This window comes from Xanthomonas campestris pv. badrii (assembly GCF_012848175.1).
Taxonomy (GTDB): Bacteria; Pseudomonadota; Gammaproteobacteria; order Xanthomonadales; family Xanthomonadaceae; genus Xanthomonas; species Xanthomonas campestris_C.
The window spans coordinates 3831546-3854968 of sequence record NZ_CP051651.1 but is presented as its reverse complement, the minus strand read 5'-3'; the positions used below and the strand labels follow the sequence as shown (position 1 = coordinate 3854968).

General features: G+C 64.9%; 17 protein-coding genes and 1 CRISPR repeat array (1 of these 18 only partly in view). Of the genes, 6 read left to right on the top strand and 11 right to left on the bottom strand.

Annotated features, from left to right (window positions below; translation table 11 throughout):
* Positions 1-1804: direct repeats of the CRISPR family, unit length 31 nt; unit sequence GTTTCAATCCACGCGCCCGTGAGGGCGCGAC (it extends 1628 nt beyond the left edge of the window).
* A 187-nt stretch (positions 1805-1991) separates the two neighbouring features.
* From cas2 to HG421_RS16310, 8 genes are all read right to left on the bottom strand, one after another.
* Positions 1992-2282 carry a CRISPR-associated endonuclease Cas2 gene (cas2, locus tag HG421_RS16345; protein WP_065468751.1) on the bottom strand — a complete coding sequence of 97 codons (291 nt, stop codon included), beginning with the start codon at positions 2280-2282 and terminating at the stop codon, positions 1992-1994.
* Positions 2283-2297: 15 nt separating this feature from the next.
* On the bottom strand, positions 2298-3332 hold the full coding sequence (gene cas1c / locus HG421_RS16340; RefSeq protein WP_169707281.1) for a type I-C CRISPR-associated endonuclease Cas1c: 1035 nt from the start codon (positions 3330-3332) through the stop codon (positions 2298-2300).
* A 2-nt stretch (positions 3333-3334) separates the two neighbouring features.
* Complete coding sequence (gene cas4, locus HG421_RS16335; RefSeq protein ID WP_169707280.1) at positions 3335-3967, bottom strand: CRISPR-associated protein Cas4; 633 nt, start codon at positions 3965-3967, stop codon at positions 3335-3337.
* A 19-nt stretch (positions 3968-3986) separates the two neighbouring features.
* The gene (cas7c, locus tag HG421_RS16330) at positions 3987-4853 is read right to left on the bottom strand and encodes a type I-C CRISPR-associated protein Cas7/Csd2 (protein WP_169707279.1); all 867 of its coding nucleotides are present in this window, start codon (positions 4851-4853) and stop codon (positions 3987-3989) included.
* On the bottom strand, positions 4850-6694 hold the full coding sequence (gene cas8c / locus HG421_RS16325; protein WP_169707278.1) for a type I-C CRISPR-associated protein Cas8c/Csd1: 1845 nt from the start codon (positions 6692-6694) through the stop codon (positions 4850-4852). Before cas8c ends, cas7c begins: the two co-directional genes overlap by 4 nt.
* Positions 6691-7365: a type I-C CRISPR-associated protein Cas5c gene (gene cas5c / locus HG421_RS16320; protein WP_169707277.1), complete on the bottom strand. Its 675-nt coding sequence runs from the start codon at positions 7363-7365 to the stop codon at positions 6691-6693. The genes cas8c and cas5c overlap by 4 nt, the downstream gene beginning before the upstream one ends.
* Before the next feature lie 84 nt (positions 7366-7449).
* Positions 7450-9741, bottom strand: a complete 2292-nt coding sequence (gene cas3 / locus HG421_RS16315; protein ID WP_169707276.1) for a CRISPR-associated helicase Cas3' — start codon at positions 9739-9741, stop codon at positions 7450-7452.
* A 163-nt stretch (positions 9742-9904) separates the two neighbouring features.
* Positions 9905-11614: an SWIM zinc finger family protein gene (locus tag HG421_RS16310; RefSeq protein WP_169707275.1), complete on the bottom strand. Its 1710-nt coding sequence runs from the start codon at positions 11612-11614 to the stop codon at positions 9905-9907.
* A gap of 201 nt (positions 11615-11815) precedes the next feature.
* Here HG421_RS16310 and HG421_RS16305 point away from each other — a divergent pair, with 201 nt between their 5' ends.
* Complete coding sequence (locus HG421_RS16305; RefSeq protein ID WP_169707274.1) at positions 11816-14047, top strand: NADP-dependent isocitrate dehydrogenase; 2232 nt, start codon at positions 11816-11818, stop codon at positions 14045-14047.
* A gap of 78 nt (positions 14048-14125) precedes the next feature.
* Here the strand turns inward: HG421_RS16305 and HG421_RS16300 are convergent, their stop codons facing one another.
* Complete coding sequence (locus HG421_RS16300) at positions 14126-14365, bottom strand: hypothetical protein (RefSeq protein WP_169707273.1); 240 nt, start codon at positions 14363-14365, stop codon at positions 14126-14128.
* 104 nt (positions 14366-14469) lie between these two features.
* Here HG421_RS16300 and HG421_RS16295 point away from each other — a divergent pair, with 104 nt between their 5' ends.
* Together HG421_RS16295 and aceK are read left to right on the top strand one after the other, a co-directional pair.
* The gene (locus HG421_RS16295) at positions 14470-15429 is read left to right on the top strand and encodes a LysR substrate-binding domain-containing protein (RefSeq protein ID WP_169707272.1); all 960 of its coding nucleotides are present in this window, start codon (positions 14470-14472) and stop codon (positions 15427-15429) included.
* Positions 15426-17165, top strand: a complete 1740-nt coding sequence (gene aceK / locus HG421_RS16290; RefSeq protein ID WP_169707271.1) for a bifunctional isocitrate dehydrogenase kinase/phosphatase — start codon at positions 15426-15428, stop codon at positions 17163-17165. Before HG421_RS16295 ends, aceK begins: the two co-directional genes overlap by 4 nt.
* A gap of 217 nt (positions 17166-17382) precedes the next feature.
* On the opposite strand, the gene rho is transcribed toward aceK, so the two are convergent.
* Entirely contained in the window at positions 17383-19233 is a 1851-nt protein-coding gene (rho, locus tag HG421_RS16285; RefSeq protein ID WP_169707270.1) for a transcription termination factor Rho, read from the bottom strand.
* A gap of 216 nt (positions 19234-19449) precedes the next feature.
* Positions 19450-19791, bottom strand: coding sequence for a thioredoxin TrxA (gene trxA, locus HG421_RS16280; protein ID WP_039405310.1), 342 nt, complete (start codon positions 19789-19791; stop codon positions 19450-19452).
* A 197-nt stretch (positions 19792-19988) separates the two neighbouring features.
* Between trxA and rhlB the strand changes: the two genes are divergently transcribed.
* From rhlB to ftsX, 3 genes are all read left to right on the top strand, one after another.
* Positions 19989-21707, top strand: coding sequence for an ATP-dependent RNA helicase RhlB (rhlB, locus tag HG421_RS16275; protein ID WP_169707269.1), 1719 nt, complete (start codon positions 19989-19991; stop codon positions 21705-21707).
* Between the two features lie 75 nt (positions 21708-21782).
* The gene (ftsE, locus tag HG421_RS16270; protein WP_003484499.1) at positions 21783-22469 is read left to right on the top strand and encodes a cell division ATP-binding protein FtsE; all 687 of its coding nucleotides are present in this window, start codon (positions 21783-21785) and stop codon (positions 22467-22469) included.
* Complete coding sequence (gene ftsX, locus HG421_RS16265; protein WP_169707268.1) at positions 22466-23416, top strand: permease-like cell division protein FtsX; 951 nt, start codon at positions 22466-22468, stop codon at positions 23414-23416. Before ftsE ends, ftsX begins: the two co-directional genes overlap by 4 nt.
* Positions 23417-23423 lie beyond the last annotated feature (7 nt).

The window sequence follows — 23423 nt, the reverse complement described above, 5'->3', positions numbered from 1 at the left end:
TCTATCAGCGCCACATTTGTTTCAATCCACGCGCCCGTGAGGGCGCGACGGACGCTGGAGGTCTTGCTCCCAACGGCGGAGCAGTTTCAATCCACGCGCCCGTGAGGGCGCGACGGAAGTGCACCTGTACTCCGGGCGCCAGTACCGGTTTCAATCCACGCGCCCGTGAGGGCGCGACTCGCATATCTCGACTGGAACGAAGGCGGCCAGCGGTTTCAATCCACGCGCCCGTGAGGGCGCGACCAGGGGGAAACATGCACGCATCAATCTTCAATCGCGTTTCAATCCACGCGCCCGTGAGGGCGCGACGCCATGAATTTCTAAACTCTACGGTTCAATTGTAAGTTTCAATCCACGCGCCCGTGAGGGCGCGACGCGTTACGTCGCCAAGCAGACGCTGGTACTAGTGTTTCAATCCACGCGCCCGTGAGGGCGCGACCTATGACACTGTAGAGGGTTAGGCTTTTTGCATGTTTCAATCCACGCGCCCGTGAGGGCGCGACACTGCAGCACCGATCGCCCAATCGGTAAAGCCGCGTTTCAATCCACGCGCCCGTGAGGGCGCGACGCGCGTGATTGTAGTGCCCGTCGTGCCGGCAACAGGTTTCAATCCACGCGCCCGTGAGGGCGCGACCTGATTCTTGAGCGTTTTGGTTTGCCAAACGTAGTTTCAATCCACGCGCCCGTGAGGGCGCGACGTCGTGTCGATACTGATACGGCATCCAGTGACCGTTTCAATCCACGCGCCCGTGAGGGCGCGACCCGCTCTCGGGCGTGGTCAACATGGCCGAGATGAAGTTTCAATCCACGCGCCCGTGAGGGCGCGACGCAACGATCAGCGCGTAGTCGGGATCGTTGAAGCGTTTCAATCCACGCGCCCGTGAGGGCGCGACAAGGGATCCGCGCCTTACGGGCAAATCTCAACAGGTTTCAATCCACGCGCCCGTGAGGGCGCGACTTCCAGATCGACCGGGAGGCTGGCCTGGTGCGCCTGTTTCAATCCACGCGCCCGTGAGGGCGCGACCAACCCGCAGCATCTGTTCATAGGCACTCAAGCTGTTTCAATCCACGCGCCCGTGAGGGCGCGACCAGCAGCTATGCGAGCTACGGGCAACTGGACCGCGTTTCAATCCACGCGCCCGTGAGGGCGCGACACAAGGTCAAGGCGGTGGCGGCGTGAGGACGAAGTTTCAATCCACGCGCCCGTGAGGGCGCGACTGGAGCGGTTCATGGCCGGCGTTCGGTCGGTGCTGTTTCAATCCACGCGCCCGTGAGGGCGCGACGTACATCAGCCCAGAACGGCAACAACGAAGCGGGGTTTCAATCCACGCGCCCGTGAGGGCGCGACTGTCGTATGCGATGAAATACGACTTCGAGATCACGTTTCAATCCACGCGCCCGTGAGGGCGCGACCGGCCAATACAACCGGGCGTGGTACGAGTGGAGAGTTTCAATCCACGCGCCCGTGAGGGCGCGACACGGGTTCATCAAATCGCTGGACTCGCCAGGCCTGGTTTCAATCCACGCGCCCGTGAGGGCGCGACAAAAGTTAGGAACTCCTATTGACATCGCTATAAGGTTTCAATCCACGCGCCCGTGAGGGCGCGACCCCTGGTCATTGGCGAGTTGACCAGGTTGGAATTGTTTCAATCCACGCGCCCGTGAGGGCGCGACCTGACCGCTCTAGTCGTCCAGGGCTACGGCATTGTTTCAATCCACGCGCCCGTGAGGGCGCGACCAGCCGAACCCCAAGGACATCACGGACGCGAAGAAGTTTCAATCCACGCGCCCGTGAGGGCGCGACCCCCCTTAGGATAAGGGCTTGCCATCGTTGCTAAAACACGGGCAGTTGCGCGGACTCGCCGATAAAGCGGTCGAGAAGTGGTCATGTGGACCTTTGAATCTGCTATGTTTTTATTTTTGTCTTGAAAATCAGTTGCTTGACGAAGCTGCGAACCTGCCCGGTTTTTATGGGACGCTTGGGGTTCGCGTCAAAAAATCAGTGGACCTTTGAGGTCCAGGCTGGGCTTGGCGCCGACGTGCTCCACGCGGGCCTCCCATTTCGCGCCAAGGTGATAGAACCGCAGGCTGTCTAGGGCCGGGTCGATCAGGTCGCAGAGTTGCTGCCGTAATTCAGTCCATTGGGCAGGTTCGACTTCAATTTCGAAGACCGAGAACTGCACGCGCTGGCCACGGTCACGGCAGGCTTTGGCGACTTTGCGCAGGCGTTTCTCGCCCCCGGGAGAGCTGGTGCTGACGTCGTAGCTGACCAGAATCATCATGGGACTTGAGCCGTGTCATTTCCAGAAGAAGGAGGGGTAGCCATCCAGATCGCCACGCAGGTGCCGTGCCATCAGCTGCGCCTGCACGAAGGGCAGTAGGCCGATGTCGACCTTTTCGCCCAGGAAGGCATGTTGGAGCTGTTCGCGTTTGCGCTCCTGGTAGGCGATCAGCACTGTCTTGCGCGCATCGTCCTTGAGAAGAACCGCGCCGTTGTCGAAGACCTGGAAGTCGCGCTCGTTCAATTGTCGGCGGTTGATCAGCGACAGTGCCAGGCGCTCGCCAAGCAACGGCCTGAATTCCTCTGCCAGGTCCAGGGCCAGGCTTGGCCGTCCCGGTCGGTCGCGATGCAGGAAGCCGACTGCCGGGTCCAGACCAACCGTTTCCAGGGCCGAGCGGCAATCGTGGGTCAGCAAGGTGTAGAGAAACGACAGCAAGGCATTGAAGGCGTCGCGCGGCGGGCGGCGATTGCGTCCGCCAAAGCGCAGCAGCGGGGCCTCGGTGCGTACCAGTTGACCGAAGACGCCGAAATACGACTGCGCTGCCTCGCCTTCCAGGCCGCGCAGCACGTCAACACTGGTTTCGATGAGCAGGCGTTGTGGAATGCGCTTGAGCCGCTTGAGTGCATGTTGAAAGGCGGGGACACCGGTGAGGCGGTCGCCGTGGTCGCGCCAGCCGCGCGCCAGCACAGCGCGCTGGTTGTGGATTTTTCCTGCTAGCAGGTGACGCACAATCGCGGCGCAACGCACGGGATCGTCGCTGCATCGGTACTGTTCACGGCGCAGCAGCACATTGCCGGACACCGGGCCTTCCACACGCGCGAGAAAGCGCCCCTGCGGGGTCAGATAACAGATGCTGATGCCTTGCTCGGCGCAGAAGCCGAGCAACTGAGGCGAGACCGCGACACGTCCGATGCAGATGATGCTCTCCAGCATGTGAACCGGTAATCGAGTGCGTTCTTGCCGCTCCACCTCCATGACGACATTGGCGCCGTCCTTGCGCAACCACGCGCCGTCGGTGGTGACATACAGGGTATTGAGTTGGCGGCGCATCGTCAGTCCTCTTCAGTATCGAGTTGTCGACGCAGCCAGGTGTCCACGCTGCCGCGACCGAGCAGGCGCGGCTGACACAGGTCGATCAATGAGCAGGCATCGCAGCGTTTGCTGTCGTAGCACGCACTGGGCGTCATGCCGTGAGACAGCAATGCACGGGTTTCGGCGATGGTGCGCTGCGTGAGCTCGCGCAGCGTTTGATCGAAGACGACATCCTTGCGCCGGCGGGTCTGCCCGTAGAACAGCGCGCCGGCGTCTACTGGGCGTTTGAGCATGCTTTCCAGGCACAGGGCCTGGGCACACAGCTGTACCTCGTCGGCCCGGTGCGACTTGGGCCGGCCCCGTTTGTACTCCACGGGGAACGCGAATTCCCCTGCGGGATCGTGATGGAATTCGACCACATCGGCCTTGCCGGTGATGCCCAGTTCCAGCGCCAGCAGCGGCATCGCGGTGACGGTGCGCACGCCACGCCTGCGCTGCGTGTGTGCCACATCGGCGCGCTCGTGCAGCAGCCGGCCTTCGGCGGTTTGCCGGTTCTCTGCCCATTGCCGTTCCACATGGATCAGCGCGCATTGGCGTGGGCAGTAAAGGTAGTGCTGCAGGGCAGAGAGCGGGATCAGGGCGTCGTCGTCCATGGTCTCGCTCTCCTGATCGTCAGAACAGTTCGGTCACGCTGACGCCTGCAGGAAGTGCGCGGTCGATCACCACCCGGTAATCGGAAAAGCTGCGTGCCGGTCCCTGATTCACATGGCCAATACGCTCGACCTTGACCTTGTCGAAGAGCATATGTGCCGGTGCGTTGCCCATCGGGTGTTCGTGCTCGAAGACGATCAGTTTGCGTGCCGCCATCTCGCCGCGTGCGGCGGAGCGGTCGTGCTCGAACAGATTGGTCAACGCGCGCCACAGCAGTTGCAGATCCTCCTCCGAGAAACCGGTGCGCTCTGCCAGCTTGGCCGACACAAAGCCATGCGCGCGATACAGGCCGTAGGGCAGGATGTGCTTGCGGCCCATGGTGCGCTCCTTCTCCAGGTCTTTCTCGTTGGTCACCGCCACGCGGGTGATTGACACTTCCAGCGGCAACACCGGTTCGATCGAGGTGGCGAAGGCCAGTTGCACCGGGCCACGGACCTGGCCGGTATTGACCTCGGTGGTCATCACCGCGCCGAAGGTGCGCACGTCGAAGAAGTTCTGGCACATCCAGGCGGTCAATTCGCGCGCTTTGTCGCCGTCCTTGGGCAGCTTCTTGGCTTCATGTTCGATGCCGAGCGCGGTGTAGGCCTGCTTGTGCTGGTTGTTCAGCACCGACTTCTCTTGCATGTAGATCGTGTAACCCGGCGCGTTCTCTTTCTCCAGCGCCACGTAGTTGCGGATCTTGCGCTTGAGCGCCACATCGGTGACAAGGCCGCGGTTGGTTTCCGGGTCCAGTCGCGGCAGGTTGCCGGCGTCGGGGTCGCCGTTGGGGTTGCCGTTGGTCACGTCGAACAGATAGACGAACTCATAGCGGTGGGTAATGGCGCTCATGTGGATTCTCCTTCGGAAGTGATGTCGGGGGCGTCCTGGCCGTTGCCGCGGGCGAAGCGCGCGTTGGTCTGGTGGTAATAGCCGATAGCGAAGCAGCCTTGTTCCTGAATCGGCAGGCTGCGCGGGAAGCTGGCGGGAAGCGCGTCGATGATCTGGCCGATCTCCTTTTCCAGATTCACCGCCAGGCCGGCCTTGTCCTTGCGCAGCTTGCCGAAGTGGTTCTGGGCACTACGCAGCAGCACCGGGAAGATGCTGGCCGGTGTTGCAGAGGCGGCACCGTAGTAGCGGTCGCGGATGGTGGCGTTGACCTGGCCGCCCAATGCGGCGCGTTGCAGGTTTTCCAGCGACGAGAACAGCCTGCCCAGCAGGTAGCCGGGGTCGGTATTGGCGGTATCGAGACTCACGGGTGGTTCTCCCTTGGTGGGTGACAGTCCTTGTTGCGTATCCAGACGCGCCTCGCGTGCCAGGACGGCCCGGCACAAGGCCACGCGCAGCGGATTGATCTGCCCGTCGGCGCGGAAGCGCATGACGATGCCGCCGAGCAGGCTGCGCGGGTAGCGGGTGCCGGCGAGGATGGCGCGGGTGAGTTCGCCGGCCAGCAGCGGCGAGACGTCCTCGACCTTGGGCTTGCCGTGCTCGCCGTAGACCGGCGCGGTCTGCAGGGCGAGGAATGCCGGTGTGGGCGGACGCTTCCAGGCGGGTGGTTCGAGCTTGAGGTCGTGGTAGTGGGCAGCCAGACGTGCGGCAAAGCCGGCCAGTGTCTGCGTTTCCCAGAAGCGGATCGACAGGCGCGCGGCGTTGGGCGCCAGGCCCAGCACGAAGATGCGGGCGTCGTCGTCCAGCGTGGCATCCATCTCACGCAGTGGCCGCGCCTGCCGCACCTGCTCCAGTGCCAGTTGCAGGCGCTGGGTGGCCTGGCCGTCGGCGATCCCGGGGCCGTCGGCGTCGCCGCCACGCAGGAAATCGGCGATCAGGTCCTCGGCGCCGGCGGCCTGCGCGATAGTCCTGGCCTGCGCCCAGAACACCACCGTGCTGTCGCCGATCTGCAGCCGCTGCCGATTGCGCGGGTCACGCCGCAGCAGGTGGTTGAGTGCAGTGGTGTAGGCGAAGGTGGCCTGTTCGGAGATTGGCGCGTTCTCGCCCTGGCGTTTACCATAGGAGGTGAAGGCCTCGAGATTGAACGACGCAATCGATGCGCCGGAACTCTGTGCTCCATTGACACCCTTGATGGCGGGGTGCAGCCGCGCCAGTGGCGCACGTTCGCCACTGACCAGGCAGATGCCGAATGCGCCTTCCGTACCCTGGCCTTGCAGTCGCTCCCATGCCGCACGCGCAGCGGCGCGCTGGTGCAGATAGCTGGTGTCGCCATCCAGGCGGAACACGACATTGGCATCCAACAGTGCCTCGCCGTGCCGGGCGAAGTGCGGGTGCTCGGCAAATTGCGCGGGCGACCAGCTCTCGAGAAAGGCCAGCAGTGCGCGCAGGCCGGGATCGTCGCTGCCGGCCAGCGCTTGCTGGTGCAGGACCTGGAACGCCGCATGTTCCTGCTCGCTGCGTTTGCTGCTGGCGCTGACGCCGAGCGTGTAGCTTGTCTTGTCCCAGAGGAAGAACGATTTGGTTCCGATCCCGGGACGCTTGGATGAGGTTGGCACCGAAAGCGCCTTGGGAGTCCGCTTCTTGCCGTCGTAGTCATGTTCGTCCTCCACAGCCACGACGCGGCCATCGCCGTCCAGCACGATGGTGTAGCCGATCTTCTCCTGGCTGTAGCCGGGTGCGGCGATGCCCGATGCCGGATCGTCCAGCAGCCGTTGGTAGTAGTCGGCGAGCGCGGTCAGGATCATGCGCGCACCTTACCGTTTTGCAGCGCAGGCACCTCGACCCGGCCATCGACCATCCGCGCGCGAAAGAAGCGCGGGGTCATGCCGTCGGCGAAGTCGATGTCGTGCAGCATCCAGCCCAGGTCGCGCTCGCCAGCCAGCATTGCATCGGTAGCCGGCACCGCCGCGTCGTTCTCGATCAGCGCGAAGCTGGCCGGGAATTCACGCGTGCCCAGGCACGGCGCCTGGAAGCACTGTCCGCGCCGCGCACGGCGGTTGAAGATGTCAAGATGCTTGCCAACGCTGTCGTCAGCGCCGGCCTTGTCGGTCAACTCGAAATGTGCAGCGATCACGTAACCCACTTCGCGCAGGAGCGTGGCGGCGCGTTGTTGGCGGTCCTCTTGGACATAACTCACCAGCGTATCGGTGCGTCCGGCCTTGATCGCCTTGCTCACGCTGGCTGCAGAAAGCTTGCCGCCCACTTCGTTGCGGCGGATCGACTCAAAGCGAATCGGCTTGAGCACCTGGATGCTGTCCACCACCCAGCGGATCGCCGGCTTCCAATGGATTGCTTCCAGGATGCCGCGCGCCGCCGATGGCGTGATGATGTCGTATGAGACCCGCTCTACCTTCATTTCCGGGCGCGTGAATAGCGCTCGTTCGCCCCAGACGTGGAGCCTGACTCCGTAACTCATCCTTGTTCCCCTCGCTGGCGTTACGCCATTCAACTTACCCAATTGATATCTCAAATGCTGAGATTTGAGTGAGAGCCACCTGGCTCAATGGATCAGCGCCTCGGCTGCTATGAACTGCGGGTTGTCCCAGTGCAGCCCGAACCGCGGGTCGTACAGCCGTGGATTGACCAGCCGCACGAATTGTTCGCCATAGCGCTCCGGTGCGACCGGGGCGATGGCATGGGCCTGCCACAGCGCCTTGTAGGCCTGCTCGGGGACCTGTACCAGCCACGGTTGCAGACGACGGGCCGCACCGGCTACGCCCACTTGTTCTGCGTGTTCGAGCTGGCGCAGGGTGTCGGCCACCTCGGGCACTTCTTTGTCGCTGCCTGCGGCATAGGGGGCATACGGTACGATCAGCGGCCGCATGGTGGTCTGGATCATTTTGAATTTCCGCGCCAGCGTGTCCAGCGGCAGACTGTCGATGCCCGCCTCGCGCAGCAGGCCGAGCACGTCCTCGCGGTCGAGCCGACCATCGCCCAGGCGGCGATACAGTTCCGCGAAGTAGCTGGCAATCGCGTCCATCGCCAGCAGATCGTCGCGGTGGCTGCGTTCGACGCTGCGGAAGACTTGTGCGAACAGCTCCAGTTCCTTCGGCGGTGCCCAGTCGGGATTGGCCGGCGCGAACACCAACACCTCGCTGGCATCTGTCGGCCGCCGGCCTTCGCGGTTGCAGCGGCCGGCGGCCTGAGCGATGGAGTCCAGGCCGGCTTCGGCGCGCAGCACCGCGGGGAAGTCCACGTCCACCCCCGCTTCAATCAAGCTCGTGGCGACCAGCCGGCATGGCCGGCCTGCTTTCAGGTCTTCGCGCAGTTCGGCCAGCACCGCGCTGCGGTGGCGCGCGTGCATCAGCGTGGTCAAGTGCCGCGCACCTGGTCGGTCGGCGATCGCATCGAACAGGTGCCGGGCGTGACGGCGGTTGTTGACGATGCACAGCACCTGCTTGCGTTGCCGGAGTTGGTCGGTCAGCGCAGCGTCGTCAAGCGTGCCGACGTGGCGCGCCTGGACGCGTCGTAGCTGTGCATACAGTGCCGGTGGGTCGTCCACCAGTTCTTGCACATGTTCCAGGCCCCCGGCGAAGCCCTGGTCTAGGCGCAGCGTGGGTTGCGTGGCAGTGCACAACACCGGGCTGACCCGGTAGTTACGCGCCAGTTCGTCCAGCAGCACCACGCACGGGCGCAGCAATGCGTGCGGCAGGGTCTGTGCTTCGTCCAGAACCACCACGCTGCCGGCGATGTTGTGCAGCTTGCGGCAGCGGGAAGGACGATCGGCGAACAGGCTCTCGAAGAACTGCACTGCGGTGGTGACAACGATCGGTGCGTCCCAGTTCTCCATGGCCAACTTGCGCTTGTCGATGGACTGCAGCGCCTTGGTCGGATAGTCAAAGAAGGCGCTGTGGTGCTCCAGTACGACGTCGTCGCGCTCCTGTACGCCCAATGCCTGCCGGAACACCTGCACGGTCTGTTCGACGATGCTGGTGAACGGAATCACGTAGATCACCCGGCGCAGCCCATGTGCGATGGCGTGGTCCAGGGCGAATGCCAGTGAGGCCAGCGTCTTGCCGCCGCCGGTGGGTACGGTGAGCGAGAACAGACCAGGACGCATACCGGCCTTAGCACGGACTTCGCGCAGGATCTGCGCGCGCAAGGGATTGATGCCGCCCTCGATGGGCAACGAGGCCAAGTGCGCATTCAGGCGTTGCCGCAGCTCTGGCAGGGCCGGACGTGTGCCGGTTTCCTCTGCACGCGACTGCCGCCCTTCCAGGCGGCGATAGAAATCGTCGGTATCGGTGAAGTCGGCATCGACCAGGCAGGAGAAAATCATCCGCGTCAGGACCGTGAGCTGGAACGGGCGACGCTCCTGACGCGGATGTCCAGTAAATCCTTCCGGCAACGCCAGCTTGGCCGGCGGTGACAACTCCCGTTCCCAGTCCGACAGCAGTGGTGGCAGTTCCCGTTCTTGGTAGTCCTGCGACAGGCGCTCGTGCAGCGAAGGGCGCGACTGCGTTACGTGTCCTGGTCGTCCATCGGCCAGGCCGGCGTGATGGCCCGCGATGCCGTAAGCGAGCAGGGTGCCGGCGGTGCCATAGCGCTCGCAGGCGATTTTTGCGCCCCAGGTCGCGTGATCCACGCGGGCTGGGTCACCGTCCAGCCGATGCTGAAACTGCTGCGTGTACTTGCCAAGGTCGTGCAGCTGCCCGGCCAGACTGGCCAGACGTTGGCCTCCAAACGGCGCGGCATTCCTGGCGGCGCGCTCGCCGACGGCGAGCAAGTGATCGGCCAGCCGCTGCCAATCGCTGCGATCCTGCCGCTTGGTCGAATGCGCAAAGAATTCCATGGCGTTGCTCCGTTTGGGGCCTTGGTGAGAGCAGGCCGATGCTGTCTGCCCCTGCGGCGGAGCGTCTGCATCGCGCAGCCGCTGTGCATCAGCGTGGCTTCTGCCGATCCGCGCCGCATCTAGTCGCAGAGTGCGGCTGTCCAATCTCGCTGCCGTGCACCGCCTAGGATGCCGGAAACCGCTTGTGCAGTAATTCGATGAAGGTGCGTTTGGCGCGGTATTGCTGGCGCAGGCGGACGAGCTCGGCGTCGAAGGCGGCGTGGCCCTGCTTGCCCTGCCGCTGGTAAAGGCGCTGCAGCGTGGGTAGCAGCGCCATCGCCGCCGTGTAGCCCTGGCGATCGGTGCGCGCAATGTACGTGTCGATCAAGGTGTGGCAAATCCGCAGCGCGATGGCCGGGTCGCACGTCTCGGCAACTGGCAGCAAGCGCTCCCAGGTACCCAATGAGAGCTTGCGTGTCTGGTCAGCTGCCAGTTCCAGCGCGCGCTGGTTCTGGCCTTCGGCCAGCAGCAGGCAGACGCGGGTGTCATTGACGTGGACGTAGCGCGGCACTGATTTTGTGTCCAGCGCCTGCAAAGCGCGATCGCGCCAGGGCTCCCATGGACCCAGCAGCAGTGCGACCTCGCGCAAGGCCAGATAGCTTTTTTCTGAAGGGCTGAGCAGGTAGATCTTCCAGCGCAACTGCAGGGCATCTTCGGGGAAACCGTCGCGCAGATAGGCGTGTGCCAGCGCAGCCAGCAGACGCGTTTCCTCCGGATCGACCTTGACGCCGCGCTCCAGCCAATCCAGGGCCTGGCGCTCGCGCCCGTGTTCGCTGCAGCGTCGCGCCATCTCCAGATGGTCCCAGCCGCTGCTGCAGGTGCGCGCGAACGCCTCCAGCATGGCATCCACGCTGCCGCCGCAGCGCGCGGTGTCTTCGAGCAGTGCCTCGGCCAACAGACGCTGGGTGTGGCTGCTGCCCTCCTGCTGCAGGACCTTCAGCGCCGCATGTTGCAACCGGCCAATGTCGGCAGGACTCAGGAGCGGAGCGTAGTCCGACAACGGCCGCAGCAGGTCCCATTGATCGAGCATCCGCAATGCGAGCAGGCGCTCGCACAGCGTGTCCGTGCCAGCGGCCTGTGCAGCCTGCAGATGCGCGTGGCCAAGGGCACGCAGGCGTACACCCAGATCGCCGCGTGAGTCGTCGACGTCTTCGTAGATCGCCAGCAGGCGCGTGAACGCATATTCGTGCAGGTCCAGCGCCGCCACCGGATCGCGCTGCCGGGCTTGTTCCAGCAGCGATGGCAATGCCGCGAGTTGCTTGCTGTAGGCGATGGTGGCACTCCAGTCCATGAACCGCTTACGGCCGAGCAGGGTGGAGATCGCTTTGCGCCAGTCCTGCAGTGGTGCCATCGCCAGTTGCGCCTGGCTCGATAGACGCTTGCGTAGCTGGGTGTCGTTGTCGGCAAGCTCCAGCAGTAGCGCCTGCAAGGCCTGTTGTGGCTGTGTCGACAACCATTGCCGTAGCACCTGCTCCGGCGAGTCGCTGGCCGGGGCAGCGGCCGCACCGCGCTTGCCACGTTTGGAAGCAGGAGCAGGAGCGGGGGCGGTGGTGCGAGCCCAGATGATTGCAACTGCAACCTGGTGCTTGCAGAAATCCCCGCACTGACCGATGGGGCAGTCGCATTGTCCATGCAACGCACCATCGCGCCAGGCCAGCTCCACGGCGTACTCCTCGCTGCCGATGACCTGCGCGCTGACGCGACTGGATTCCACCGTTTCCAGCGTCACCCGCTCCCGATCGGCGTAGGCCAGGCCGCGTGCGTAATAGGCGGGCGTGGTGATGCCCAGCAGAAAGGTCTGGTCGAGGGCGGCGGCAGAAAATGGGGTCGTCATACCATTAGTGTGCCGAAAATCGACGCATGCCGAGAACCCGTAGGCGATGGGTACGACGGACTTTTGCCAGAACACGGCAGACACGCGACAATCTGCGACCCGACGCATCGGGGCGATCCCGGTGCGGCCCCCGATTCTGCCTGCCACGTGTCCTGTAGGACTGCGGCTGGCTGCTTCCTTTCCCCAAGGTCATTCGCGCCCATGTCCAAGACACCCAAGATCCTCTACACGCTCACCGACGAAGCTCCGTTCCTGGCCACGCAGTCGCTGCTGCCGATCATCGATGCCTATACCGATACCGCCGGCATCGTGGTCGAAACGCGCGACATCTCGCTGGCAGGGCGCATCCTGGCGTTGTTTCCCGAGCAGCTGAACGATACGCAGAAGATCGCCGACGACCTGGCCGAACTGGGCGAGCTGGCCACCACGCCGGAAGCCAACATCATCAAGCTGCCCAACATCAGCGCCTCGGTGCCGCAGCTCAAGGCGGCCATCAAGGAATTGCAGGGGCAGGGTTATGCGCTTCCTGCCTATCCGGACGAGCCCAAGGACGCCGCCGAAAAGGACATCAAGGCGCGCTACGACAAGGTCAAGGGCAGTGCGGTGAACCCGGTGCTGCGCGAAGGCAATTCCGACCGCCGTGCGCCGCTGTCGGTCAAGAACTACGCACGCAAGCATCCGCACCGCATGGGCAAGTGGAGCAGCGAGTCCAAGTCGCATGTCGCGCACATGGAGGCCGGTGATTTCTTCGGTAGCGAGCAGTCGGCCACGTTGGCCGACGCCGGCACGCTGAAGATCGAGTTCGTCGCTGCCGATGGCAACAGCACCGTGTTGAAAGACAAGGTGGCGGTGAAGGCGGGCGAGATCGTGGATGCTGCCGTGCTGAGCAAGCGCGCGCTGGCCAGCTTCATCGACGCGCAGATCGCCGATGCGAAATCGAAGGGCGTGCTGTTTTCGGTGCACCTCAAGGCCACCATGATGAAGGTGTCCGACCCGGTGCTGTTCGGCGTGGTGGTCGGTGAGTTCTACAAGGACACGCTGAGCAAGCATGCCGATGCGCTCAAGTCGGTCGGTTTCGATCCCAACAACGGCATCGGCGATCTGTACGCACGTATCACATCGCTCCCGGAAGCCAAGCAAGCCGAAATCAAGGCCGATATCCAGGCCGAATACGCGCAGCGCCCGGGCCTGGCGATGGTCAACTCCGACAAGGGCATCACCAGCCTGCATGTGCCCAGCGACGTGATCGTCGATGCGTCGATGCCGGCGATGATTCGCGACTCCGGTCAGATGTGGAATGCGCAAGGCAAGCTGCAGGACACCAAGGCGGTGATTCCGGACCGCTGCTATGCCGGCGTGTACCAGGCGGTGATCGACGACTGCAAGGCGCATGGTGCGTTCGACCCGGCCACCATGGGTTCGGTGCCGAATGTGGGCCTGATGGCGCAGAAGGCCGAAGAATACGGCTCGCACGACAAGACCTTCCAGATGCCTGGCGCCGGCACCGTCAAGGTCACCGACGGCAACGGCAAGACGGTGTTCGAACACGCTGTGGAAGCCGGCGATCTGTGGCGCATGTGCCAGGTCAAGGACGCGCCGATCCAGGACTGGGTCAAGCTTGCCGTCGAGCGTGCACGCCTGAGCGAAACCCCGGCCGTGTTCTGGCTGGACAAGGCCCGCGCACACGATGCGCAGGTCATCGCCAAGGTCGAGAAATACCTGAAGGATCACGACACCAGTGGCCTGGACATCCGTATCCTGCCGCCGGTGGAAGCGACCACGTTCTCGCTGGAGCGAATCCGCAAGGGCCAGGACACCATCTCGGTCACCGGCAACGTGCTGCGCGACTACCTCACCGACCTGTTCCCGATCATGGAACTGGGCACCAGCGCCAAGATGCTCTCCATCGTGCCGCTGATGGCCGGTGGCGGCCTGTTCGAGACCGGTGCCGGTGGCTCGGCGCCCAAGCACGTGCAGCAGTTCGTCGAAGAAAACTGCCTGCGCTGGGACTCGCTGGGTGAATTCCTGGCGCTGGCCGCTTCGCTCGAACACCTGGGCAACCGCTACGACAACCCGTCGGCCACGGTGCTGGCCAAGGCGCTGGACGTGGCCAATGGCCAGTTCCTGGACAACAACAAGTCGCCGGCGCGCAAGGTCGGCGAGCTCGACAACCGCGGTAGCCATTTCTATCTGGCGATGTACTGGGCGCAGGCCCTGGCCGCGCAGACCGAAGACACCGCGTTGCAGGCCAAGTTCGCACCGCTGGCCAAGGCGCTGACCGGGAACGAAGCCACCATCGTGGCCGAGCTCAATGGTGCGCAAGGCAAGCCGGTGGAGATCGGTGGCTACTACCACCCTGACCTGGCCAAGGTCAGCGAGGCGATGCGCCCGAGCAAGACCTTCAACGACATCCTGGCAACGTTGAAGGCCTGATCGGCGGCACCGCCTGTCGGTGCGTGAACTGTAGCGACACCCAGGGGCCCGCCTCCTCCAGAGGCGGGCCTTGTCGTTTCAACGAAAGGGCGACAGCGCCGTGATGGCGCGCAGCAGGCGGCGCGTGCGGCGCGCCATGCGTTGCTCGCGCCGGGCGCGTTGCGCCGCGTCGATGTGTTCCGCGTCGGGCGCGGGAGATGCCTCCGGGGCCTGCGGCGCTTCCGGGTCCGCCACAGCGTCTGGCTCGGCCAGCCGCTGCGCGAGGTCCACGTCGGTAATGCATCCGTGCTGGAACAGCAAGTCGGTAAAGATGCGCATGGATCCTGCCTTCACTTGAGTGGAATCCACAGTAGGCGCAGGCTAGGGGCCGCAAAAGCGAGGCTTTTGCAAGGTCGTTTTGAATTCAATTCAAGGGTCTGCCCATGTCGCGTCCGCCGCTTCACGCCTTGCAAGGTTTCGTCAGCGCAGTGCGCCTGGGCAACCTGTCGCGCGCCGCTGCCGCGATGCATCTCACCGTCAGTGCGCTCAGCCACCAGATGCGTGCGCTCGAACAACGCCTGGGCTATCCACTGTTGCAGCGGCATGCGCGTGGCGTGACCGCCACGCCGCAAGGTCAGCAATTGCTGGAGCGCATCGCACCGCATCTGGACGCGATCGCCGAGGCCTTTCAGCCGTTTGGTCCGCGCCGCGAGGATACGCTGACCCTGAGCATCACCCCATCGATGGCATCCACCTGGCTGGTGCCGCGCCTGGGCGGTTTTCTGGCCGACCACCCCACCATCGAGATCAATCTGTTCTCCAGCGAGCGGCTGGTGGATTTCGAGCGCCAGCAGCAGGTCGATGGCGCCATGCGCATTGGCGCCGGGCAATGGCCGGGCGTCATCGCCGAGCCGCTGTTCGACGAATGGCTGGTCCCGATGGCAAGCCCGGCCCTGATCGCGCGCATGGGTGGCGCAGACGCACCGCCGCTGCAGCACTGGCCATTGCTGGGCGACCCGGACGACGCCTGGCTGCGCTGGTTTGCGGCGTTCGGCGGGCAGGCGCCACGGCGGTATGTCGCGGTGCTCGACGAATCCGAGGCGCATCACCGCGCCGCGCTGGATGGTGTCGGTGTCGCATTGGGGCGGGTCACGCGCGCACGCCTGCTGCTGGCGTCCGGCCAGCTGGTGGCGTTGTCCACGCAACGGCTCAAGACCGGCTGGTCGCACTATCTGGTGTATCCGCCACGCTCGGCTGCGCATGCCGGCTTTCTCGCGTTCCGCGCGTGGCTGCAGGTGCAGGCACGCGAACATGTCGCTCACGCACAGCAGGCCGCCACCGCGTCGCTGGCTACGCCGCCCGTCACGCCCCCTCGCAAGCGCTCCAGGACACTGCCGCCATGAGCCAGCCACCGTTACCGCCGCAGTCCGAACGCCGCGCGCTGGCAATCGCCCACGCCGTCTATGAAGCCTTCGAGGATTATCACGCCTGCTTTTCCGAGATCACCGCGCGTGCCCGTCAGCGTTTCGAAACGCGCGACTGGAGCGGTGCGCGCGAGGACGCGGTGGCGCGCATTGCGCTCTACGACCAGTACATCACCGAGTGCATGCTGCGCCTGCGTGCAGTGCTGCTGGGGCAGGCGCACGATCGCGCGCTGTGGATGCGTGCGCGCAATCACTACGCTGCGCTGCTGGACGGGTTGATCGATCAGGAACTGTACAAGACGTTCTACAACACCCTGACCCGGCGCTATTTCGGCACCCACGGCGTGGATGCCGATATCGAATTCATTGCGCTGGATATCGAGCCCACCGATGCCATCACCGTGCCGGTGGCGCGTCACACCTATGCGGTCTCGCCCGGCCGGCTGACCGACATGCTGGTGCGGGTGCTGGGCGACTACGCGTTCGCCGTGCCGTACGCGCACCGAACGCGGTGCGCGGCGGCCATTGCCGTGCGCCTGCTCGACGATCTGGCGCACTGGGGCGAGCACCCGGTGCGCAGCGTGGAGTTGCTGGAGACGGTGTTCTACCGCGAGCGCCGCGCCTATCTGGTTGGCCGCGTGTTCGGCGAGCATCGCTTCTCGCCGTGCGTGATCGCATTGGTCAACGACGACGCTGGCTTGCGTGCCGAAGCGGTATTGACCAAGCGCAGCGATGTCGCCCAACTGTTCAGTAATTCGCGCAGTTATTTTCAGGCCGACCTGTCGACGGTCGGCGATGCGGTGGTGTTCCTGCGCAGCCTGTTGACCCACAAGCCGGTGGACGAGTTGTACACCATGCTGGGCCGCGCCAAGCAGGGCAAGACCGAACGCTATCGCACGTTTTTCAGCCATTTCCAGGCGCAGGCGTCCGAGCAGCTGGTGCATGCCGATGGCACGCCGGGCATGGTCATGGTGGTATTCACGCTGCCCAGTTATCCGCTGGTGTTCAAGCTCATCCGCGACCGCTTCGCCTATCCCAAGACCATGAGTCGGGCGCAGGTAGAGGGCAAATACGAGTTGGTCTTCCAACTCGATCGCATCGGCCGCCTGCTCGACGCGCAGCCGTACCGCTACCTGCGCTTTCCCAAATCGCGCTTCTCGCCGGCACTGCTGCAAGAGCTGCAGACCAGCTGTGCAACGAGCCTGAGCGAAGATGGCGACGATGTACTGATCGCGCTGTGCTACGTGCAACGGCGCCTGCGCCCGCTCAATCTCTACCTGCGCGAACAACTGCCCGAGGCCGCGCATGCCGCAGCGCTGGACTACGGCCAGGCGATCAAGGACATGGCGCGCAACAACATCTTTCCCGGCGACATGCTGCTGAAGAACTTCGGCATCACCCGCCACCAGCGCGCGGTGTTCTACGACTACGACGAGCTGTGCCTGATCACCGAATGCAGCTTCCGCGACTGGCCCACGCCCACCACCTACGAAGAGCAGATGGCGGCCGAACCGTGGTTCCATGTCGGCCCGCGCGATGTGTTTCCCGAGCGCTTCGCCCTGTTCATGGGCCTGCCCGCCTCGCAGCTGCAAGCGGTCAAGCACATCCACCCGGAACTGTTCGACCCACAATGGTGGCGCGATCTACAGGCGCGCCTGCGCGAAGACGATTACCCGGACACACCGCCGTATGCGGAATCGCGGCGGCTGGCGTAGTGGGAAGAGAAACAGCGCACAGCGCAATTGCCATGCGATGCAGCGGCGGCCGGGGCAGCTCGTTGTGAGGCTCGATTTGCAACCTGCATCCACGCGGCGATATGGCTCGCCTATCAGCGACGCGATCAATGAAATGACCATGATTGCCCGCCTCGTACGATCGATACAAAAAACCCCCGCAGCGCGGGGGTTTTCGTTTCGATGACGCAGACCGCGATCAGCGCTTCATCGAACTGAAGAACTCGTCGTTGGACTTGGTGGTCTTCATCTTGTCCAGCAGGAATTCCATTGCCGCGATTTCGTCCATCGGGTGCAGCAGCTTGCGCAGGATCCAGATCTTCTGCAGCAGCTCCGGCTCGATCAGCAGGTCTTCGCGACGCGTGCCCGAGCGGTTGATGTCGATCGCCGGATACACGCGCTTTTCGGTGATGCGACGGTTCAGATGCACTTCGCTGTTGCCGGTGCCCTTGAACTCTTCGTAGATCACCTCGTCCATCTTGCTGCCGGTTTCCACCAGCGCCGTGGCGATGATGGTCAGCGAGCCGCCTTCTTCCACGTTACGCGCCGCACCGAAGAAACGCTTCGGGCGGTGCAGGGCGTTGGCGTCCACACCACCGGTGAGCACCTTGCCGGAGCTGGGCACCACGTTGTTGTAGGCGCGCGCCAGGCGCGTGATCGAGTCGAGCAGGATCACCACATCCTTCTTGTGCTCGACCAGGCGCTTGGCCCGCTCGATCACCATCTCGGCAACCTGCACATGGCGCGCAGCCGGCTCGTCGAACGTGGAGGAGATGACCTCGCCGCGCACGGTGCGCTGCATTTCGGTCACTTCTTCAGGGCGCTCGTCGATCAGCAGCACGATCATGTGCACTTCGGGATGATTGGTGGTGATGGCCGTGGCCACCTGCTGCATCATCATCGTCTTGCCGGCCTTGGGCGGGGAGACGATCAGCGCACGCTGACCCTTACCCTGCGGGGCCATCAGATCCAGGATGCGGCCGGTGATGTCCTCGGTGGACCCGTCGCCACGTTCCAGACGGAAGCGGCGACGCGGGAACAGCGGGGTCAGGTTCTCGAACAGCACCTTGTTCTTGCTGGCTTCCAGCGGCTCACCATTGATGGTGTCCACGATCGACAGCGCGAAATAGCGCTCGCCGTCCTTGGGGAAGCGGATGCGGCCGGACAGGTGATCGCCGGTACGCAGGTTGAAACGGCGGATCTGGCTGGGCGAGATATAGGTATCGTCCGGGCCGGCCAGGTAGCTGGCTTCGGCCGCGCGCAGGAAACCGAAGCCATCGGGCAGGATTTCCAGCACGCCGTCGGCGGCAACGCCTTCGCCATGACGGGTCAGCACCTTGAGCAGGGCGAAGATCACGTCCTGCTTGCGGGCACGCGCCACGCCTTCCTGGATGTTGAGCTGGTCGGCAATATCCAGCAGCTTCTGCGCCGGCATGCGTTTGAGGTCGCTCAGCGAATAGACCGGGAAGCCCTCCGGCACGGCCGGGTGCGGACGCGGCACGAACGGCTCGTTGCTGCCATCGGAAGAGGCCATGCCGCCGTCGTTGCCAAACCGGTCGCGCGGCCCGCGGTCGCGGCGGTTGCGAAAGCGGTCGCGGCGATTGCCCTGCTGGTTCTGCCCCTGGCCCTGCTGGTTCTGGCCACCGTTCTGGCCATGCCCCTGCTGCTGGCCCTGGTTCTGCTGGCCTTGGCTCTGCGCCTGATTCTGGTTCTGCTGTTGCTGCGCCTGATGGAAGCGCTGCTGCTGCGACTGGCCGCCCTCGCGGGACTCGCCCTGGCTGTCGCCGCCCTGATGGGCGCTCGGAGCGCTGCTGCTGGCAGCGGCGCCATCGCCGGAGGTCTGCGCCGGTGCCGATTCGGCAGCGTGCGACGGTGCCTGGGGAGCGCGGGGCGCGTCGGGTGCGGGGCTGGCGGGCAAGGGCAGGTTGGGTTGCTGCGTGCCGGCATCGTCATGGGCGACGGCGGTCTTGCTCACGCGCGGCTTGCGCACGCGCTTCTCGACGGGAGCGTCGACGCTGCTCCCGGTATCGGAGGAAGGTTGATCGGACAAGTGCGTGATTCCTCGCTAAGGTGCGAGCGCCCAGCTAGGGGGCGAACTATTGGTAGATGGGAGTCTAGAAGAGTTTCTAGAGGGGTACGGCGGCGCACGAACGTGCGCCGGACCAACTGACACTATCACCGCGGTGCGTGACCGCGCAAGCGTCTGCCATGGCAGGATTTAACTGCTGGCGAACCGCAGGCGCCCATTGCTGGACGCCTGCCCAACTCAGGCGGCCGCGCCGCCCAGGGTCTTGTCGATCATCTGGGTCAGCTGACCCTTGCCAACCGCCCCGATCTGGCTGGCCTGGACCTCACCATCCTTGAACAACAGCAGCATCGGGATGGAACGGACGTGATACTTGATGGCCAGGGCGCGGTTCTGGTCCACATTGACCTTGGCAACCTTGAGCCTGCCCTGGTATGTATCGGCCAGATCGTCCAGCACCGGGGCGATCATCTTGCACGGGCCGCACCACTCGGCCCAGAAATCCACCAGAACCGGTTCGCCCGATTGCAGTACGGCTGTCTCGAAATCGGCATCGCCGACATGTTGAACCTTGTCGCTCACGTTGGGTCTCCTGGAAACCAAACGGCCCACCCGATCGGGCAGGCCGCCACATTGCGTTAAACTGGGGCATTGCGCGACTGAATCAAGTGTCAGTCCTGAAGCCGCGCTGTCCGCCACAAGAGCCGCAGTTTGCGACGCTGTCGGCATCGATGCAAGCCGCGCCCGGGCTGCCCAGGGCGCCTCACGAAGACGGAATAATGAGCGACAAACCGCTGACCGATTTGACTTTTTCCTCGTTCGACCTGCATCCGGCGCTGATCGCCGGGCTGGAGAGCGCCGGGTTTACCCGTTGTACCCCGATCCAGGCGCTGACCCTGCCGGTCGCGCTGCCGGGCGGCGATGTCGCCGGCCAGGCCCAGACCGGCACCGGCAAGACCCTGGCGTTCCTGGTGGCGGTGATGAACCGCCTGCTGATCCGCCCGGCGCTGGCCGACCGCAAGCCGGAAGACCCGCGCGCGCTGATCCTGGCGCCCACCCGCGAACTGGCCATCCAGATCCACAAGGATGCGGTGAAGTTCGGCGCCGACCTGGGCCTGCGCTTTGCGCTGGTCTATGGCGGGGTGGATTACGACAAGCAGCGCGAACTGCTGCAGCAGGGCGTGGACGTGATCATCGCCACCCCGGGCCGGCTGATCGACTACGTCAAGCAGCACAAGGTAGTCTCGCTGCACGCCTGCGAGATCTGCGTGCTGGACGAAGCCGACCGCATGTTCGACCTGGGCTTCATCAAGGACATCCGCTTCCTGCTGCGGCGCATGCCCGAGCGCGGTACCCGGCAGACGCTGTTGTTCTCGGCCACGCTCAGCCACCGGGTGCTGGAGCTGGCCTACGAGCACATGAACGAGCCGGAAAAGCTGGTCGTCGAAACCGAAAGCATCACCGCCGCGCGGGTGCGCCAGCGCATCTATTTCCCGTCCGACGAAGAGAAGCAGACGCTCCTGTTGGGCTTGCTGTCGCGCAGCGAAGGCGCGCGCACCATGGTGTTCGTCAACACCAAGGCGTTCGTGGAGCGCGTGGCGCGCACCCTGGAGCGCCATGGCTACCGGGTCGGCGTGCTGTCGGGCGATGTGCCGCAGAAAAAGCGCGAATCGCTGCTCAACCGCTTCCAGAAGGGCCAGCTCGAAATCCTGGTGGCCACCGACGTGGCCGCGCGCGGTCTGCATATCGACGGGGTCAAGTACGTCTATAACTACGACCTGCCGTTCGACGCCGAAGATTACGTGCACCGCATCGGCCGCACCGCGCGGCTGGGCGAAGAGGGCGATGCAATCAGTTTCGCCTGCGAACGCTATGCGATGAGCCTGCCGGACATCGAGGCCTACATCGAGCAGAAGATCCCGGTCGAGCCGGTGACCTCCGAACTGCTGACCCCGCTGCCGCGCGCACCACGCGTGCCGGTGGAAGGCGAGGAGGTCGACGACGACGCGGGCGACAGCGTGGGCACGATCTTCCGCGAGGCGCGCGAGCAGCGTGCCGCCGACGAGGCCCGCCGTGGTGGCGGCCGCAACGGTCCGGGCGGTGGCGGTTCGCGCAGTGGTAGCGGTGGCGGCCGTCGCGACGGCGGCAGCGCCGATGGCAAGCCGCGTCCGCGCCGCAAGCCGCGTGTGGAGGGCGAGGCGCCGGTTGCAGCGGCTGCATCGGTTCCGCCAGTGGTTGCCGACGCGGTAACCGTTGCGCCGTCCATCGACGCCGATGGCGAGCGTGCACCGCGCAAGCGGCGGCGTCGCCGCAAGGGCCGGCCGGTCGAAGGTGGCGAGCCGGTGGTGGCATCCACGCCGGTGCCGGCGCCCGCCGCGCCGCGCAAGCCCACCCAGGTGGTCGCCAAGCCGGTGCGTGCCGCGGCCAAGCCGGCCGGCAGCCCGTCGTTGCTGAGCCGGATCGGGCGCCGCCTGCGTTCGCTGGTGTCGGGCAACTGACGTCCGGGCCAAGCAATCGCATCGCCGGTGTTCGGCGATGCGACGCAAGCGCTGGCGCTCCGGCATAATCGCTGGATGACCGTTCTGCGTTTCGACAACGTCAGCAAGCACTACGCCGGTGGCCACCAGGCGCTGACCGATGTCAGCTTCGAAGTGGCCGATGGCGAGATGCTGTTCGTGACCGGCCATTCCGGCGCCGGCAAAAGTACGTTGCTCAAATTGATCCACCTCAGCGAGCGGCCCAGCCAGGGCGCGGTGCTGCTGGGCGAACGCAACCTGCTCAAGGTGCGCGGCCGGCAGATTCCGCTGCATCGCCGGCAGGTGGGTGCGGTGTACCAGGACCACCGTCTGCTAAACGACCGCAGCATTGCCGAGAACGTGGCATTGCCGTTGATCCTGCGCGGCACCCGCCGCGCCGAGATCGGCAAGCGCGTGCGCTCGGCGCTGGAACGTATCGGCCTGGCCCATCGCGAAAAGGCGCTGCCGTCGCAGCTCTCCGCTGGCGAACAGCAGCGCGTGGGCATCGCCCGCGCCATCGTCGGCGAGCCGCGCTTGCTGGTGGCCGACGAACCCACCGGCAACCTCGACCCGGCCCTGGCCGCGGAGATCATGCAGCTGTTCGCCGAACTGCCGGCGCGCGGCACCAGCGTGCTGGTGGTCAGCCACGATCTGGCGCTGCTCAAGCAGATGCGCAAGCGCGTGCTGATCCTGGATCACGGCCGCCTGGTCGACGACATCTCGCCGCAGGATCTGGCCGAATGAGCAAGCTCGCCAATACCGAAACCGTGGCGCCCTCGCGCGTTGGGGTGTGGATCGACCACCACCTGCACAGCATCGCCTTCAGCCTGGGCCGCGCGATGCGCAAGCCGTGGGCCACGTTGCTGACCATCGTGGTGATGGCCTTGGCGCTGGCGCTGCCGCTGGGGCTGTCGATCGCGCTGGACAACGTCAAGCTGCTGGCCGGCAGTGTGCAGCAGTCGCGCCAGATCAATCTGTTCCTGAAGGTCGACGTGGCCGCCGATGCGGCGCAGGCGCTGGCCGGCGAGCTGCGTGCACGCCCGGATGTGGCCAAGGTCACCCTGCGCACGCCGGAGCAGGGCTTGGCCGAGCTGCGTGAGAGCGCCAAGCTCGATGAAGCTGCCGATGCGCTGGGCGACAACCCGCTACCGACCCTGTTGATCGTCACTCCCGGCGACGCGACCGACGACGCGCAGCTGGCCAGTGCGCTGCAGGCGCTGCCGCAAACCGATCAGGTGCAGCACGATGCGCTGTGGCGCAAGCGCCTGGATGGCTGGCTGCACTTCGGTGAGCGCCTGGTCCAGGTGTTGTCCGCCCTGCTCGGGATGGGTGCGGTGCTGGTGGTCGGCAACACCGTGCGGCTGGACATCCAGTCGCGACGCGAAGAAATCGGTGTGCTGCAGTTGCTCGGCGCCAGCGACGGCTTCATCCGTCGCCCGTTTTTGTATCTGGGCGCGTGGTACGGCCTGGGCGCCGGCGCTGTCGCGCTCGCTCTGATCGCCGCCTCGGGCCTGGCCTTGCGTGCGCCGTTGGCGACATTGGCCGACAGTTACGGCAGTTCCTTTACCCTGCACGGGCTGGATCTGTTGCATTCTGCGATGGTGCTGGTCGGTACCCTGGTCCTGGGTTGGTTGGGTGCCTGGCTGGTGACCGGCCATTTCCTTCGCCAGACCCGTCCTACCGAGACCTGAGGCCTGC

Coding starts and splice junctions, on each gene's coding strand:
- cas2 (WP_065468751.1), bottom strand. CDS start 2,282: ATGATGATTCTGGTCAGCTACGACGTCAGCACCAGCTCTCCCGGGGGC.
- cas1c (WP_169707281.1), bottom strand. CDS start 3,332: ATGCGCCGCCAACTCAATACCCTGTATGTCACCACCGACGGCGCGTGG.
- cas4 (WP_169707280.1), bottom strand. CDS start 3,967: ATGGACGACGACGCCCTGATCCCGCTCTCTGCCCTGCAGCACTACCTT.
- cas7c (WP_169707279.1), bottom strand. CDS start 4,853: ATGAGCGCCATTACCCACCGCTATGAGTTCGTCTATCTGTTCGACGTG.
- cas8c (WP_169707278.1), bottom strand. CDS start 6,694: ATGATCCTGACCGCGCTCGCCGACTACTACCAACGGCTGCTGGACGAT.
- cas5c (WP_169707277.1), bottom strand. CDS start 7,365: ATGAGTTACGGAGTCAGGCTCCACGTCTGGGGCGAACGAGCGCTATTC.
- cas3 (WP_169707276.1), bottom strand. CDS start 9,741: ATGGAATTCTTTGCGCATTCGACCAAGCGGCAGGATCGCAGCGATTGG.
- HG421_RS16310 (WP_169707275.1), bottom strand. CDS start 11,614: ATGACGACCCCATTTTCTGCCGCCGCCCTCGACCAGACCTTTCTGCTG.
- HG421_RS16305 (WP_169707274.1), top strand. CDS start 11,816: ATGTCCAAGACACCCAAGATCCTCTACACGCTCACCGACGAAGCTCCG.
- HG421_RS16300 (WP_169707273.1), bottom strand. CDS start 14,365: ATGCGCATCTTTACCGACTTGCTGTTCCAGCACGGATGCATTACCGAC.
- HG421_RS16295 (WP_169707272.1), top strand. CDS start 14,470: ATGTCGCGTCCGCCGCTTCACGCCTTGCAAGGTTTCGTCAGCGCAGTG.
- aceK (WP_169707271.1), top strand. CDS start 15,426: ATGAGCCAGCCACCGTTACCGCCGCAGTCCGAACGCCGCGCGCTGGCA.
- rhlB (WP_169707269.1), top strand. CDS start 19,989: ATGAGCGACAAACCGCTGACCGATTTGACTTTTTCCTCGTTCGACCTG.
- ftsE (WP_003484499.1), top strand. CDS start 21,783: ATGACCGTTCTGCGTTTCGACAACGTCAGCAAGCACTACGCCGGTGGC.
- ftsX (WP_169707268.1), top strand. CDS start 22,466: ATGAGCAAGCTCGCCAATACCGAAACCGTGGCGCCCTCGCGCGTTGGG.